This is a genomic window from Synechococcus sp. A15-24 (genome assembly GCF_014280195.1).
GTDB lineage: Bacteria > Cyanobacteriota > Cyanobacteriia > PCC-6307 > Cyanobiaceae > Parasynechococcus.
Genome location: NZ_CP047960.1, coordinates 1150656 through 1165666, shown reverse-complemented (window position 1 = coordinate 1165666; position 15011 = coordinate 1150656). Strand labels below are relative to the sequence as shown.

Sequence of the window (15011 nt, the reverse complement as noted above, 5' to 3'; positions counted from 1 at the left end):
GGAGTTGAGAAATGTGCCCTAATGATGCGGTTTGCTGAATCCCGTGGGGTTAAGCCTCGGTTATCCAGCCGTTGCCGACTCCTCGAGTGTCGACTCGACAGCGATGCGGCGCAGGGCCTGCATCAACTGCTTGGCCAGGTCATGATCCATCGGTGGAGTGAGATGCTGCTCGCCATTAATCAGACCCTTGAACTGACCGGGAGGCATGTTCAAGTGGCGCGCCAGGCACTGTTGCGTGTCGAAGGCCTGCACGCTGTGCTCAATCACCCGGAAGCGAACGCGCCAGCGGGGGCAGATCGCTGCCCCCTGCTCGACCCGACGAAGTCCCTTTATATCGGCCAGAACCAGTGCTTCTTCTCCTTTGTTCAAGGGCCACTCCAGCTTGGGAAGCAGCTGCCAGGAGGCTGCCCCCGAGCGTCGAACAGCCAGCACGGTCACTCCGTATCCACACTGCAGTCTGGAGACGCTGAGGTCATGCAAAATATCTTTGGCACCGATCGGATAGCGCACCAGCATCAGATTGCTGCCATCCACCCGGCGGATTTCCCTCACTTCTTCGCCAAAGGCCGTTGCCACCAGGGCATCAGCGGCAATGCCAACCGACTCGATGACGGTGATCCCCCCGAGAAGGTCGCCGAGAGCATCGGCACCCGGCAGATGCTTGGTGGCGATCACGAGACGTGCCTGCGGATGTTGCTCCTGCAGTTCCAGGACCAGTCGCAGATTGGCCATCAGGTCTCTGGAGAGAAGAGCGCCCCCCTGCAGTGGTGTGCGCCGTCTCCAGCGCAGGGCAGTTTCGAGGGAAACGCCCTCGCCATGGTCGGACTGGTGAACTCGAACGATCGACAGGTTGTCGCCTTGCAGGCGTTCGGCCACACGGTTGCCGAGGTGCTTGCCGTCCATCACCAACACCATGGAACTGTTCCGACGAGGGGGCCGTCGACGACGCAATCCAAGGCGGTTGCTCAGAAGTTGTTCGGTCATGAAGGCCATCACCGCCGAGGTCAGCAGCGTGCCGAACAGGGCATAGATCAGCGTCAGCACCAACGTGCTGACCGGCAGTGAGCGCACATCGCCATCGCTCGCTTCGATCAGCACATTCACCGGATCCACGAATTCACCCTTCAGCAGGCCGAAGGTGGCGAATAGCAGCTGCGGGTGCCGTAGCTCTGCCCGTAGACCATCAGTCCAAGCAGGATCAGCAGATCGGCCAGGGCCAGCGTGATCTCCAGCAGGGTCGGATGGAAGACTCTCGTGATGATCTGCGCCCAGCGGTCGCGCAGGCTTGATGCGACGGCATCGACCAGTCGGATCCAGCGGCTGTTCAGTTGCTGCCGATGCCTCCGTCGAATGCTGTCATCGACCTGAACCATCATCGGATTGACCGTTGTTGGCAGATCTCCAGCCTCGAGCTGTAAGGGGCGTTGGACACCAAGACTGGTGCTGCGGCCCAGACGAATCCTGACGCCATCCACACGGAACGTCGCCGGGTGAGCGTCCTTGCGCATTGTCTGTGCGATCGCACCAGCAGTGAGCAACTGGGGATCCACGGTGATCAGATTGGTGAAGCGTCGTTCCAGCAGACGGTTCAGATCCCCTTGCTGGCTGCTGGAGCGAACGACAACGGTGGCGTTGTGATTAAGAAGCCGAACTTGCAGCGCCGTTTCCAGATTGATGGTGTTGTCTGAGCTGAGGATCAGCACGCTCCGGGCCCGTTGAACGCCTGCGGCTTTCAAGGTGGAGGGGAGACGCATGTCACCGAGAATCACCCCCTCTTTCAGAGCAGTTCGAAGCTCAGCTGATTGCCATTGGGGGGCTGCTGATCGATGCAGACGAGAGGATGATCGAATTCCAACAGTCGTTTCAGGCAGGCCTGCCCGAGGGATCTCAGGCCGCAGAAGAGGATCGGAGTTCGTTCGGGAGTCATCCAGCCAGCCGACGTCCACTGCTGGCATCAAAGCGATGCTCAGCACGGGTCGGCCAGCTCACTGATAAGGACTCGCCCAGGGCGGCATCACCAGAACAAAGCATTCGCAACGCACCACGCGGGCTGTCCAGCAACAACAATTGGCTCGCGCCTTGCCATTCACGGCTGATCAAACGGCAGGGCATCCCCTCGACATCGAAGCGAAGGTCTTCCGGTCGAATGCCGATCGTGAGCTGTTGATCAATGTTCAGCAGATTGATCTGGGGACGGCCGATGAAGCTGGCGACAAAGCAGCTGGCCGGAGTTTTGTAGAGCTCTTCAGGGGTTCCGATCTGTTCGATGCGTCCCCCCTTGAGGACCGCGATGCGGTTGGCCAGAGCCATCGCCTCCTGCTGGTCGTGGGTGACGTACACCACAGGTTGCGATCCCTGCAGGATCAGTTGGCGTAGTTCCGGACGCAGCTCATCGCGCAACTGTGCATCCAGGTTGCTCATCGGTTCATCCAGCAGGTAAACGCGTGGATCACGAAGTAGTGCTCTGGCCAGTGCAACCCGTTGACGCTGGCCCCCGGAGAGCTGCTGGGGACGTCGATCGGCCATCTCACTCAGTCGCACCGTGTCCAGAACCGAGTTGATCCGTTGTTGGCGTAGAGCGGGGGCAACACCACGGATCTTCAGCCCTAGAGTGAGGTTCTCCCGAACGCTCAGGTGAGGAAACAGCGCATAGCTCTGGAACACCATGGCGATGCGACGGCGTTCCGCTGGGATGGTGTCCAGGCGAGCACCATCAAGTTCAATCGATCCCTCGTCCTGCCGCTCTAACCCGGCGATCAATCGCAGGGCCGTGCTTTTGCCACAACCGCTGGGACCCAGCAGCGCGACACATTCACCTTCACGGACCTGCAGGTTGAGATCCCGCAGGATCCACTGGTCTCCGAAGCGTTTGCCGAGCCCGTTGAGATGCAACATCAGCCTTTGATTGCTCCGTTGGTCAGCCCGGATACGATCTGACGCTGACAGATCAGCACCAGAAGCAACAGAGGAATCGACCCCAGCACGGTGGCGGCGGCATAGGCGCCGTAGGGAATGGAATAAATCGATGATCCGGCAATCCGGGCCATCGCCACCGGAAGGGTCAGCAGGTCATCTCGGCTGAGCCAGGTCAAGGCGATGGGGTATTCATTCCAGGCGAAAAGAAACACCAGGATGGCTGTGCTGGCGGTGGCTGGAGCCAGCAGGGGCACCAGCACCCAACGGAGACGCTGCCACAGGCTCAGACCCTCCAAACGGGCGGCATCTTCCAATTCCCTGGGTAAGCCTTCAAAGGCAGAGGTGAGCAACAGCAGGGCCAGGGGCATTGCCAACCCTGCGTAAGGCACGGCCAAGGCGATGAGGTTGTTACCAAGTGCAAAGCGACGGGCCAGCTCCAGCAATGCCAGAAACAGCAGGACGTATGGGAACAGAGCAGCTCCAGCGGTGATCCAACGCAGCAGCTGACGCAGCTGTTGGGGGACTCTGGCCAGGCCATAGGCAGCTGGAATGGCCAGAACAAGCGTGATCAGCGTGGTGAGTCCGCTGACGACGGCACTGTTGAGCAGGTAGCGCAAGAAGGGAGGGTCGCTTGCCCACAGCTCTTGGTAGTGGACCAAGGTCCAACGCTTCAAAAGCGGAATCGATCCATCCACCAGAGCTTCTGCAGTGGACAAGGAGCTGATCAGCTGCCAGAGCATCGGCAGCAGCGACCACAGCAACAGCAGGCTGATCCAGGGCACGAAACGGCGATTCATGACTGCACCGGCCTGATCAACCCACCCAGGCGCAGAAGCATCGCCAGGGCCAGTACCGCCAGCGTGAGCAGCAGGAACCCTGCCAGCATCACTGTGGAGCTGTAGCCGAAATCGAGGAAGCGCATGGCATTGAGGAAGGCATACAGCGCGACGCTCTCGGTGCTTCCGGCTGGCCCACCTCCAGTGAGAACCTGAATCAGATCAAAAACGCCGAAGGCCTGGGCACCGCGGAACAGCAGGGCAATCAAGACGTAGGGCATCAACAACGGCAGGGTGATGCTCATCAAGGCCTGATGCGGCCGTCCGCCCTCGAGACGGAAGGCGCTGTAGAGATCCTCGGGAATGGTCTGCAATCCAGCCAGCAACAGCAGTGCAATGAAAGGCGTTGTCTTCCAGACATCGGCCACAACAGTCACCAGCCAGGTCGATGCCGGTGTGGACAAGAGATTGAGTGGTCCCAGACCCACAACCTCAGCGAGGCGTTCCAACGGGCCATAGGGCGTATTGAAGATCCAACGCCACCCGAGGGCCATCATCGTGGTGGGGAGTGCCCAGGGCAGCAGGGCCAGGGCCCGCACCACGCCCCGCCCCCGCCATCGTTGATCCAGCAACAGCGCGATTGCCAGGGCGAGGACTAGTTCAAGCCCAACGGACACCCCGGCAAAGCGTGTTGTCTGCAGCGCGTCCTGCCAGAAGCGCTGGTCGTCCAGCAAGCGAATCCAATTTGCCCCGCCATTGGCCACAGGATTCAGACCGGTCAACACGGAATCGGCGTGGAAACTCAGCCAGCCGTAGCGGAGCATGGGCCAAACGAAGACCAGACCCATCAGCAGCAAAGCCGGCAGCAGCAACAGCACGGTCATGCCTTGCCCCCAGCGGATCGGAACAGGGTGATGGTTGAGGCCTGGGCCTGAGCCATCCCTTCATCCGGATCAAGATCACCTGTGAAGATTCCGCTCAGCTGACGCTGCAGCACATCGCTCATCTGGGCATAGAGCGGAGACATCGGGCGTGGGACCGCATGATCCAGGGCCTTCTCCAACTCGGGTAAGACCGGTGACCGTTGGACCAATTCAGGATCACGGAAGAGCGCTCGTGCGGTGGGGGTGTAGCCCTGGTTCAGAAAGCGCTCCCGTTGGGCGTCCTGACTGGTGAGGTAGCGGATCGCTTCAGCTGTCGCTGAGGGATGGGGCGTCTCCCGCAACATGCTCAATCCCCAGCTCCCGAGGGTGGCGGCGGGAGTCTCCCCCGGCAAGGCCACCATCGTGGTGACGCCGACCCGGCCCTTCACAGCACTGTCGTTTCTCTGCAACTCCGACCAGGCGTAAGGCCAGTTGCGCATCAGTGCTGCGTCACCGGCCTTGAAGGCCTGCAGCGATTCCGACTCGGCGTAGTTGGTGACGGCCCGGGGACTGAAGCCATTGCTGATCAGATCGCTCATCCAGGTCGCGGTTTGCCTCGCCGCAGGGCTGTCGAGATTCGGTTCGCCGGTGGTGGGGTTGATCCATGACCCACCAAAGGCCTGCAGCAGTTCCACAAAGTCGCAGCTGAGCCCTTCGTACTGCCGGCCTTGCCAGACAAACCCCTGGGATGCGCGACCCTCCTCCTGCAGCTTGCTCACCACGGCGGTGAGTTCATCCGGCGTCGTGGGTGGGCTTGGCATCAGGTCTGTACGCCAGTAAAGAAGTCCAACATCGGCACCCAATGGCCAGCGGTACAACGCTCCGTCCACCCAGTTGCCAAGTCTGGCTCCCGCCACGAGGTCGTCTTCATCAGCCTGGTCAAACCATGGATCCAAGGGTTCAAGCCATCCGGCGGCCACATACTTCGGCAGCCAGGTCACATCCACCAGCAGTGCATCAAAGGGGGGGGAACCCAGCAGGAGGCTGCTGATGGCCAGATCGGAAATGGATTCCGTTTCCAGGGGGCCTCGGCTGATGCTGAGATGAATCCGCCCGCGGTGGTCATCGTTGAACCGATCCACCAATGCCGCTGTGGCATCGGCGTAGGGGGCTGGCATCAGGATCGTGACCGACTGCACCTGCTGCTGACGGCCCCAGGCGACACCCATGAGCAGGACAAATCCGAGCCCAAGGGCGATCAAGCTGCGCCGAAAGACCATCAGCCGACGGTGGCTACTTCCGGAAAACCTGCCAGCTGTTCTTCGGCCCAGTCCTGAACGGTGTAAGCCTCAACAGCGGCTGACATGGTCTCCATGCGTTGGCGTTGTTCGTCTTCCGGCATGGCCAGGGCGGCCTCGATGGCGTCATCCATCCGACGGTTGGAATAAGGGTTTGTCAGGACAGCCCCTTCCAGGACCACCGACGCACCGGTGAATTCAGAAAGCACGAGGACACCGCCGCGATGGCGACGTGCCGCGGCGTATTCCTTGGCGACAAGATTCAATCCATCCCGCAGCGGTGTGATCCAACAGACATCTGCATGGCAGAACCAGGCCACCATCTCGTCGTAAGGAATCCGCCGCGTGGAGAAGCGCACTGGAATCCAATCAACCTGACTGAAACGACCATTGATGCGTCCGGCCATTTCCTCAATGGAGCGCTGCGTCTCCTCGTAAATCTTCATCCCGCTGGCGGCCGCCACGCAGGCCAGCATCAGTACCACTTCCCCATGGAGATCCTCTCGGCGTTCGAGGAGGCGTTCAAAGGCCAGCAGTAACTCTTCATTGCCTTTGGTGTAATCAACCCGGCTTGCAGAAAGGATCAGTTTGCGTCCTTTCTTGGTGTCCTGGACGATCATCTCTCCATAACTTTCAACGGATGCACTCCAGGACAGCTCCTGGATCACATCGGGTGAGGTTCCAACAGGAGAACTCAGCAATTGAATGCGTCGACCGTTGTGATCCAGGTGGCTCGTGACCGTTCCTTCTGAAAGAGCCGTGCCGACTGTGATGAACTTCTGGTCAACAGAGACTTTTGAACCTCGTTTGGCGCCCACCAAGGTGCTTGCAGCACGGGCGAAATTCTCGGTGTAGCGCGGGATGTGAAAGCCAACTACATCGCAACAGAGCAGACTTTCCAAAATTTGTTCGCGCCAGGGAAGGATGGCGAAGACGTCGTTACCTGGAAAGGGAGTGTGATGGAAGAAGGCAATTTTTAAATCCGGACGCTGCTGCCGGATGTAACCCGGTGCAAGCCAGAGGTTGTAATCGTGGACCCAGACTGTGGCACCTTCAGCGGCCTCATTACAGGCTGCGTCAGCGAAACGCTTATTGACTTCCTCAAAAATGCCCCAGTTGGCATTGTTGACATTGAAATGAGTCGGAAAAGTATGAAGAATAGGCCAAAAGCATTCCTTTGAGGTGATGTGATAGAAGCTAGATATCTGTTCATCGGCTAGCGGAATCCTGCACAATGCGAATGGAGAGGGGTTGGTCATCTCAAGTCGTTCAACATCCATCTCTTCAGGATGATCAACACGACGCCATGCAATCCAGGTGCCGTCATTCCGTGACCTGAAGAGATTTCTTAAAGTTGGAATGATGCCGTTTGGACTCTTCTGATCAACCCAGATTTGGCTCCCTTGAGCATCTTTTGCCTCGTCAAAAGGAGTTCGGTGATAAAGGATAACGAACGAGCTCTGTCCCATATAACGATTACCACTCAGTTTCAATCACCATTTCATGACTGGACTGTTTCTGTCAAACAGAGGTGTTGTTTTGCAGATCCGTGATCGCGTCGAGTACCTCCAGGGCATGTCCACTCGGTCTCACCGCGACCCATCGTTGACGAAGAATCCCGTTTGGATCGATCAGAAAAGTGTGTCGCAGAGAGTACGGCGCCATCCAGGACCCGTAGGCCTTGCTGACCGTTCCATCAGGGTCGGACAACAGGGGGAAGCTGAGACCTTCGCTCTCGCAGAACGACTCATGGTCGTCGACGCTGTCGGCACTGATGCCAACCACTTCGGCACCTGCTGCCAGGAAATCACTGTGCAGAGACTCAAACCCCCTGGCTTCAATCGTGCAGCCGCCTGTGAAATCCCGTGGATAGAAATACACGGCAAGCCATCGGCCGCGCAGATCATCGCTGGACCAGCGATCTCTATCGGGTTCACGACGGCTGGAACCCGGCAAATCGAAGCTTGGTGCTTCAGTGCCTTGTTCCAAAACAACCCCACCGAGGGACCAGGCCTTCGATGGGGTGATCGACAGTGCTGTCAACAGCAAGCCGGACTTGATGAACAGATCCCGCCGGCGCACACGTTGAAAATCAGAGTTTGGCCAGGTTAATGCCCAGAGACTTGGCATATGGGCCCAGGCCCTTCTTCTGGATGGTCTTGAGGGCGCGGGTGGTGACGCGCAGGTTCACCCAGCGCTTGCCCTCAGCCCACCAAAGACGTCGATTCTGCAGATTCGCCTGCTGCAGCTTCTTTGTTCGGATGTGGGAATGGCTCACTGCCATGCCGTTATTGGCGCGAGTACCGGTGAGCTGGCACACCCGAGACATGTCGTCGTCCTTCTGCTTGAGGTTCTTCAGACCTGAACAATCAGATCCAAACTACTATCTTATCAAAAAGTGGAGGTCACATCCCCCTCTGCATCAACGTCCCGATCAGTTCAGCGCTGCGGGTCTGAAAGCCACTGAGTTCATTGGGCTCAAGGCCGCCGACACCCAGTCGAGCCATGTCGTAAATGTGGCGAGCAATGTCCTGGGCCAAGGCCTCCGTCGGTGAGCTCTGAGCATCGCCGACGAGCACGCTGCCGGCCTTCAGCTTCAGCATCCCCTCCACCAGGGGATGTCGCTTGTTCACCAGAAGAACGTGATGGTCCGGCAGGCCTGGAAGCCGCTGTTCCATCAGGGCTCCCATGTCATTGAGGCGCCGCATCTGCTCCGGCAGCAGGATCATCGCCGGCGGTGCACCCTCAGCCTTCAAAGCCTGCACTTGCACGGTCACCTTGTCGTTGGACAGCGCGGTCTTGATCAGATCCCTCAGTCGATCAGATTCCGTTGTGCCGTCCTGGTCGGTAATTTCCGCGTCGTTGTCCTTGAGGCTGTCATCAAGCTCGGCATCGACACGCTGAAAGGTCAGATCCTCATGGCGCTGTTCGAGCCATGGGATGAACTGGGTGTCGACCACCGTCTCCAGATTCAGCACTTCCATTCCTTGGGAGGTCCAGAGGTTGAGTGCACCGGCCTGGGCCACGTCGTCGGTGCTGTACAGGATGCGCTTGTCGTTGTTGCTGTCCAGTCGGCTGCGGTAGCCCTCCAGAGTGGTGAAGGCACGATCACCGGCGCTGATTGGATCAGGGATGTCGCCATCTGCTGCAGAGGCGCTGGTGCCGAACAGAATCAGCTCCGCCACCTGGTCGGCGAACTTGTCGTCCTCCATGGCGCCGATCTTCACGAAGGGTGCCAAGGACTCCCAGGCCTCTGCATAGGCGGTGGGGTCGTCTTTCTTGAGGTTGCGCAAGCGGTCAGCCACCTTTTTGGCAACGAAATTGCCGATGGAGCGAACGCGGCGGTCGGTCTGCAGGGCACTGCGGCTGACGTTCAGCGGGATGTCGGGTGAATCGAGAACGCCACGGAGGGGAAGCAGGTAACGCGGCACCACCTCCTTGATGGAATCACTGACGAACACCTGATTGCAGTAGAGCTTGATTTCGCCTTTCTCCCAGTCCGCACGACCGGTCTGCCTGGGGAAGAACAGAATTCCCTGCAGGTTGTAGGGGTAATCGGTGTTCAGGTGAACCCAGAGCAGTGGGTCACCCTGAAATGGGTAGAGGTAGTTGTAAAGATCGATGTAGTCCTTGTCGGTGAGCTCCCGGGCGCTCTTTCGCCACGGGGCATCCATCTTGTTGACTGTTTCCCCCTCCAGCTGCACCGGCACTGCCATGAAATCGCAGTAGGTGTTGACCAGGGTGCGGATCCGAGCTGGCTCGATGTACTCCAGCTCCTCCTCCATCAAGTGGAGAATCACATCGGTGCCTGGCTGATCACGCTCAGCGGAACTGAGGCTGAAGTTGGGGGATCCATCACAGCTCCATCGCACCGCTTCGCTGTCCGGCCGGGCCGATCGCGTCACCAATTCCACCTGCTCCGCCACCATGAAACTGGAGTAGAAGCCCAGGCCGAAATGGCCAATGATCGCATCTCCCTCCTGTTCGTACTTCTCCAGAAAATCCTCGGCACTGGAGAAGGCCACCTGGTTGATGTAGCGCTTCACCTCATCGGCGGTCATGCCGATGCCGTTATCAGCAATGGTGAGCGTTTTGGCTTCTCGGTCAACCGTGATGCGTATGACCCCGTCTTCGCCTTCGCTGCAGTCGCCCGCCATGGCCGCCATACGCCGCTTGCTGATGGCGTCGACACCGTTGCTGACTAGCTCGCGGAGAAACACCTCATGGCCGGAGTACACGGCCTTCTTGATGATCGGGAAGATGTTCTCGGTGTGGATCTGAATCTGACCCTGTTCGTCCATCACCGGCATTGGACTGCTGGAAAAATCTGACGATAAAGAGGGGCCCTGAATCCCCTCAAGAGGGAATGCTTGGTGGTTCTCCGAACAACTAGATCAGCTCAGCCGCCCTTCTGAAGGTCAGGGCGCTCCTCGGCCAGGATGGCGCCTTCCACGGGACACACCTGCAGACAGATGCCGCAGTCGATGCAGGTATCGAAATTGATCCAGTAAAAGTCGGTGCCCTTTTTGTTTTTTCCTTGACCCTGATCGATGCAGGCCACGGGGCAGGCATCCACACAGTCGGCAATGCCCTCGCAGACATCGGTGACAATCGTGTGGGCCATAACTCAGTCGTCTCAACCTTAATCCTAAGGATCGATCCAATCAAGTTGGAAGCCACCTTGGTCCGTGGCCTGCTGTTCAGCCAGGCTCCGAGCGCTGAACGGATGCAGTTCAATCACCGCACTTCGGCCCTGTTGATGCCACCAGCGTTGCCGCTCCAGTGCCGCCTCGAGAGTTGACCGCTCCGAAAACGCCACCATCAACTGAGGCGCGAACGACGGGTTGGACGATGCGTCACTCAACAATTCCCGGATCGGATCGATCGCGAGGCTGAAGCCCGCACCAAAGTCTTGTCCCGGTTTGGCACCACAACGGCGAACCAAGTCGTCGTAGCGGCCCCCACGGGCCACCACGATAGGCGCCGAGTGCGTGTCGCACACCAGCTGGAAGACGAGGCCTGTGTAGAGCTCAAATCTCGGTTGAAACGTGGGATCCAGTTGAAGCCTCACGCCCTGGGCTTCTGCCGGTCCCTGGAGCTGGCGGCAGAGCCGATGCAGATCGTCAAACAGAGAGTGAGCACCAAAGCAGGAGGACAGACGCTCGAGGACCTCGTTCGGTGTGCCGCGGCAGTCCAGCAGGCTCAGCAGGGTGGCCCTTAGTTCTTCTTCAAGATCGATGGTTTCCAGCCCAAGGCGGTCGTATTGAATCAACGCGGCGCGGACGGCGTCGCGCAGGACGGGCGGAACGGGGCTGAGCAACAGATCCATCAGTCCCGTGTGCCCCATCAACAGCCGAGGCTGATGCTGAGCATGAAAGTTCAGGCGTTCCACTGCTGCCATCAACAGGCTGAGCAGCTCCATCTCGGCTTCGATCGGTGCAACACCGAACAGCTCCACACCGCACTGCAGATTCTCTTCTATGCAATGCCCACCTTCATCAGCTGCTCTCGACTGAAACACCGTTCCAGACGCCCAGAGACGCAGCGGCCTGGGCCTTGAGGCCAGCCGGGTACAAGCAGCCCTGGCGATGGATGCGGTCATCTCCGGGCGGAGGCCCAGGGGCTCATCGGCCACCAACCGCACAACGTCTTCGCTGGCGATGGCCCCACCGGCCATCAAGGTGTCAAGACGTTCCACCCGAGGAGGGGAGACCTCGTCGTAGCCCCATAAACGAAATACAGAAGCCAGGCGCTCGCTGAGCGCCCGGTTGGATTCCACCTGACGTGGATTCAGATCCCTCGCGCCAGCTGCGGGTTGCAGCGCCATCTCCGGAATTTTCGGCGTTGCCTCAGGATCCCATGGCCGTCACCTCCGGTGCACCGAAGGCATCACCGGATAGAGGCTTCACCTGGGCCAGCACGTCAACAATGCTCGGATGCAATGCCGGACCAGCCGCCACCACGCGGCCGCTGCGGAGATCGAACTCCTCACCGCCATATCCGCTGATGGTTCCGCCTGCGAGTTCCACCAGCGCCACACCGGCAGCAAGGTCCCAGGGCGCAAGACCTCGTTCCCAGTAACCGTCCTGACGACCAGCAGCCACAAAGGCCAGATCCACAGCAGCAGCACCACCTCGGCGAACCCCTCGGGTCCGATGGCTGAACCAGCAGAACTGGGCATAGTTGTTGTCGAGCCGCGTGTGGCGGTCGTAGGCAAACCCAGTCACCAGAAGGGAGTCCTCCAGACGCTCGCAAGTGCTCACCTGAATCTTGCTGTCATTGCAGTGGGCTCCATGACCTGGAGCACCCCAGTACGTCTCCCCGAGGAACGGAACGGCGATGGCTCCCAGAATCGGCCGTTGACGAAACGTCAGCCCGATCGATGTGGCGAAGAATGGGTACCCGTGGGTGAAGTTGGTGGTGCCATCCAGGGGATCGACGCACCAACGCAGCCCGTCCTGTTCACCGGCGGCACCGCTTTCTTCAGCCAGAACAGCGATGTCTGGGGTTTCTCTGCCGAGAACCTCAAGAACAACGCGTTCGGCTGCCACGTCCGCATTGGTGACGAGATCACCAGTGCGCCCTTTGCTTTCAATCGAGCTCAGCCGCCCGTAGTGGCGCATCAACTCAGCCCCACCTGCGTCAGCGGCCTGTCGCGCAACAGTCACCAGGGCGCCAAGCCTGTCAGCGCTCAGACCAGCATCATTGGCCGCTGCACTGCAGATCGATGAGGTCATGGTCATTCCTCGTCCAGGGGTAGTCCTGCCGTCACCTTGCCGCGGCCGAAATGGCGGCCGAACTGCAGGTCATACACCTCATCTTCGTCCTGGGTTTCGGCTTCGAGAGGGCCGATGGCTCGAGCCACGCATAGCAATCCATAGCCCTGCTGCCTCAGCTCATGGGACAGGCCCATCGCCTCGCGTTGATCGAGCTGCCCTTGTTTCACCCGGACGGCACAGCTGGTGCAGCAGCCGTTGCGGCATGAGAAAGGCAAGGGATCGCCCTGACGCTCGAAACTGTGGAGGATGTACTCCCCCTCTGGAACTTCGTGGGTGATGGTTCGTTGTTCCTGGCGCCAGTGAATGGTGATGCGGTGACTGGTGCCCATCCGGTCTGACTGGAACGCCCTGCTACATTCGCACCTGCCCCACGTGAAAGCCGGTGGAGAGCTGGCCGAGTGGTCGAAGGCGCAGCACTGGAAATGCTGTATAGGGGCAACTCTATCGAGGGTTCGAATCCCTCGCTCTCCGCTTCTCCGGTCCATCAGGACCGGATTTTTTTTGCTTGATCTCCAATAAAAAAGGGTGGAGTCATCCACCCTTTCTCGATCAAAACTGGATTGAGTGATCAACCGAAACGGCCGGAGACGTAGTCCTGGGTGGCCTGCTGTTGAGGAGAGTTGAAGATCTTTTCGGTCTCGTTGAATTCCACCAGGTAGCCCACCTTGCCGCTGCCGCCTTCAACTGCCTCTGCGTTGTAGAACGCTGTCATGTCGCTGACTCGAACGGCCTGCTGCATGTTGTGGGTCACGATCACGATCGTGAAGCTCTTCTTGAGTTCGTGCATCGTTTCCTCGATCTTCAATGTGGAGATCGGGTCCAGAGCCGAACAAGGTTCATCCATCAGGATCACTTCCGGCTGGATGGCAATCGTGCGTGCAATGCAGAGGCGCTGCTGTTGACCACCCGAGAGGGAATAACCACTTTCATTCAGCTTGTCCTTGCATTCGTCCCAGACAGCGGCCTGGCGCAGGGACCGTTCCACGAGTTCATCCATGTCACCGGTGAAACCGTTGATCCGGGCACCGAAGGCAATGTTCTCGTAGATGCTCTTGGGAAAGGGGTTGGGCTGCTGGAACACCATCCCGATCCGACGACGCACTTCAACAGGGTCAACACTGGCACCGTAAAGATCGACACCGTCGAACAAAACACGACCCTTGAGGGAACATCCCTCGATCAGATCGTTCATGCGGTTGAGGGAGCGCAGCACCGTCGACTTACCGCAGCCGGATGGACCGATGAAGGCGGTGACTTTTCCGCGTGGAACATCGCAGTAGACGTTCTTCACGGCTTCGTAGCTGCCGTAGCTAATAGTGACGTTCTGAATCGAGATCGCGGTGTCGTCCGAGACCTGATGCTGTTCAGTTTGAAGTTGTGAGGTGGTCATGGCTCGGATAGGAGGCGAGGAGAGTACGGGAAGGATGGATGTCTGATGGATTGAAGGGCCGTCGTCCGGTTACTTGGCAGCAAATCGGGCCAGCCAACGGGAAAAGAGATTCAGGCCGAGGATCATCACAACGAGCACAAACGATGCGGACCAAGCCAGTTCGTTATGGAACTCATAGGGCATGATCGCGAAGTTGTAAATCAGAACCGACAACGTCGCGATTGGAGCAAAGATTCCATCGGTGGACAGAAGATCAGACCAGAAGGGCGAGAAAAGGGCAGTGAAGATCAATGGGGCTGTTTCACCAGCGGCCCTGGCGATCGCCAGAACCACTCCCGTGGCAATGGGCGTGAATGCCGTCGGCAGAGTGATTCGCACGATCGTGACGAATCTGGAGGCACCAACCCCCAATGCTGCCCGTCGCAAGTCATCTGAGACAAGCTTGAGACCTTCGTCGGTGGTTTTGATCACCGTGGGCAGCATCAGAATTGAGAGGGCCATGCCGCCAGCCAGCGCGCTGTAGGCATTGCCGAACAGCACACGACTGGTGACGATCGTTCCGTAAATGAACACACCGGCGATAATCGATGGAACACCTGAAAGCACGTTCGTTCCGAAGCGGATGAATTGAGCAAACCAACCGCTACGTGAGTACTCAGCGAGAAAAATTCCACCGCCAACACCAACAGGTATGGCGATCAATGCAGCAACAACGGTGACGACAATCGTGCCAACAATGGCATTGGCAATACCACCACCATCAAGTCCCGGTGGCGGAGGCAATTCCGTGAACAACGCTAGAGAGATCTTGCTGCCACCTTTCACGATGACGTAGCCAAGAACGAGGATCAACGGCAGAACAGCCACCGCTGAAAAAATGCCAGCAATAACTGTGAGGATTCTGCTGCCTACATTTCTGGCCAGACTTGGTTTGTAGGAGAGGTCAGGAATCGCCTCGGAAGCGCGATTGGAGTAAAGGGAAGTCATGA

Annotated in this window: 17 protein-coding genes and 1 tRNA gene; 1 reads left to right on the top strand and 17 read right to left on the bottom strand. The window is 58.8% G+C overall.

The features are described from left to right. Positions 1-60: 60 nt before the first annotated feature. From SynA1524_RS06335 to SynA1524_RS06265, 15 genes are all read right to left on the bottom strand, one after another. Positions 61-1113, bottom strand: coding sequence for a hypothetical protein (locus SynA1524_RS06335; protein ID WP_186496003.1), 1053 nt, complete (start codon positions 1111-1113; stop codon positions 61-63). 11 nt (positions 1114-1124) lie between these two features. Then, a complete protein-coding gene (locus tag SynA1524_RS06330; protein ID WP_353616549.1) occupies positions 1125-1769 on the bottom strand; it encodes an NAD-binding protein in 645 nt (214 codons plus the stop codon). Between the two features lie 8 nt (positions 1770-1777). Continuing rightward, the gene (locus tag SynA1524_RS06325) at positions 1778-1927 is read right to left on the bottom strand and encodes a hypothetical protein (RefSeq protein ID WP_186495998.1); all 150 of its coding nucleotides are present in this window, start codon (positions 1925-1927) and stop codon (positions 1778-1780) included. Further along, positions 1924-2898, bottom strand: a complete 975-nt coding sequence (locus tag SynA1524_RS06320) for an ABC transporter ATP-binding protein (protein ID WP_502707919.1) — start codon at positions 2896-2898, stop codon at positions 1924-1926. The genes SynA1524_RS06325 and SynA1524_RS06320 overlap by 4 nt, the downstream gene beginning before the upstream one ends. Beyond that, positions 2895-3713: a carbohydrate ABC transporter permease gene (locus SynA1524_RS06315; protein ID WP_186495994.1), complete on the bottom strand. Its 819-nt coding sequence runs from the start codon at positions 3711-3713 to the stop codon at positions 2895-2897. The genes SynA1524_RS06320 and SynA1524_RS06315 overlap by 4 nt, the downstream gene beginning before the upstream one ends. Further along, on the bottom strand, positions 3710-4576 hold the full coding sequence (locus SynA1524_RS06310) for a carbohydrate ABC transporter permease (protein ID WP_186495991.1): 867 nt from the start codon (positions 4574-4576) through the stop codon (positions 3710-3712). The genes SynA1524_RS06315 and SynA1524_RS06310 overlap by 4 nt, the downstream gene beginning before the upstream one ends. Next, on the bottom strand, positions 4573-5835 hold the full coding sequence (locus SynA1524_RS06305; protein ID WP_186495989.1) for an ABC transporter substrate-binding protein: 1263 nt from the start codon (positions 5833-5835) through the stop codon (positions 4573-4575). The genes SynA1524_RS06310 and SynA1524_RS06305 overlap by 4 nt, the downstream gene beginning before the upstream one ends. After that, positions 5835-7322, bottom strand: a complete 1488-nt coding sequence (gene ggpS / locus SynA1524_RS06300) for a glucosylglycerol-phosphate synthase (protein WP_186495986.1) — start codon at positions 7320-7322, stop codon at positions 5835-5837. Before ggpS ends, SynA1524_RS06305 begins: the two co-directional genes overlap by 1 nt. 52 nt (positions 7323-7374) lie before the next feature. Further along, complete coding sequence (locus SynA1524_RS06295; RefSeq protein ID WP_186495983.1) at positions 7375-7935, bottom strand: peroxiredoxin; 561 nt, start codon at positions 7933-7935, stop codon at positions 7375-7377. 10 nt (positions 7936-7945) lie between these two features. Then, positions 7946-8182: a 50S ribosomal protein L28 gene (rpmB, locus tag SynA1524_RS06290; RefSeq protein ID WP_011128143.1), complete on the bottom strand. Its 237-nt coding sequence runs from the start codon at positions 8180-8182 to the stop codon at positions 7946-7948. Between the two features lie 76 nt (positions 8183-8258). Beyond that, positions 8259-10163: a molecular chaperone HtpG gene (gene htpG / locus SynA1524_RS06285; protein ID WP_186495981.1), complete on the bottom strand. Its 1905-nt coding sequence runs from the start codon at positions 10161-10163 to the stop codon at positions 8259-8261. An 89-nt stretch (positions 10164-10252) separates the two neighbouring features. Beyond that, entirely contained in the window at positions 10253-10477 is a 225-nt protein-coding gene (locus SynA1524_RS06280; RefSeq protein ID WP_011128141.1) for a ferredoxin family protein, read from the bottom strand. A 24-nt stretch (positions 10478-10501) separates the two neighbouring features. Then, on the bottom strand, positions 10502-11680 hold the full coding sequence (locus SynA1524_RS06275; protein WP_186495978.1) for an ATP phosphoribosyltransferase regulatory subunit: 1179 nt from the start codon (positions 11678-11680) through the stop codon (positions 10502-10504). A gap of 22 nt (positions 11681-11702) precedes the next feature. Further along, positions 11703-12590 (bottom strand): inositol monophosphatase family protein, encoded by an 888-nt coding sequence (locus SynA1524_RS06270; protein WP_186495976.1) that lies wholly within the window; start codon positions 12588-12590, stop codon positions 11703-11705. 2 nt (positions 12591-12592) lie between these two features. Continuing rightward, positions 12593-12961 carry a 2Fe-2S iron-sulfur cluster-binding protein gene (locus SynA1524_RS06265; RefSeq protein ID WP_186495973.1) on the bottom strand — a complete coding sequence of 123 codons (369 nt, stop codon included), beginning with the start codon at positions 12959-12961 and terminating at the stop codon, positions 12593-12595. A gap of 55 nt (positions 12962-13016) precedes the next feature. On the opposite strand from SynA1524_RS06265, the gene SynA1524_RS06260 reads away from it, so the two are divergent. Further along, positions 13017-13103 (top strand) — tRNA-Ser (locus SynA1524_RS06260). A 97-nt stretch (positions 13104-13200) separates the two neighbouring features. Here the strand turns inward: SynA1524_RS06260 and pstB are convergent. After that, positions 13201-14022, bottom strand: a complete 822-nt coding sequence (pstB, locus tag SynA1524_RS06255) for a phosphate ABC transporter ATP-binding protein PstB (RefSeq protein WP_186499412.1) — start codon at positions 14020-14022, stop codon at positions 13201-13203. Between the two features lie 69 nt (positions 14023-14091). Next, the gene (pstA, locus tag SynA1524_RS06250) at positions 14092-15009 is read right to left on the bottom strand and encodes a phosphate ABC transporter permease PstA (protein ID WP_186499411.1); all 918 of its coding nucleotides are present in this window, start codon (positions 15007-15009) and stop codon (positions 14092-14094) included. Positions 15010-15011: the final 2 nt, after the last annotated feature.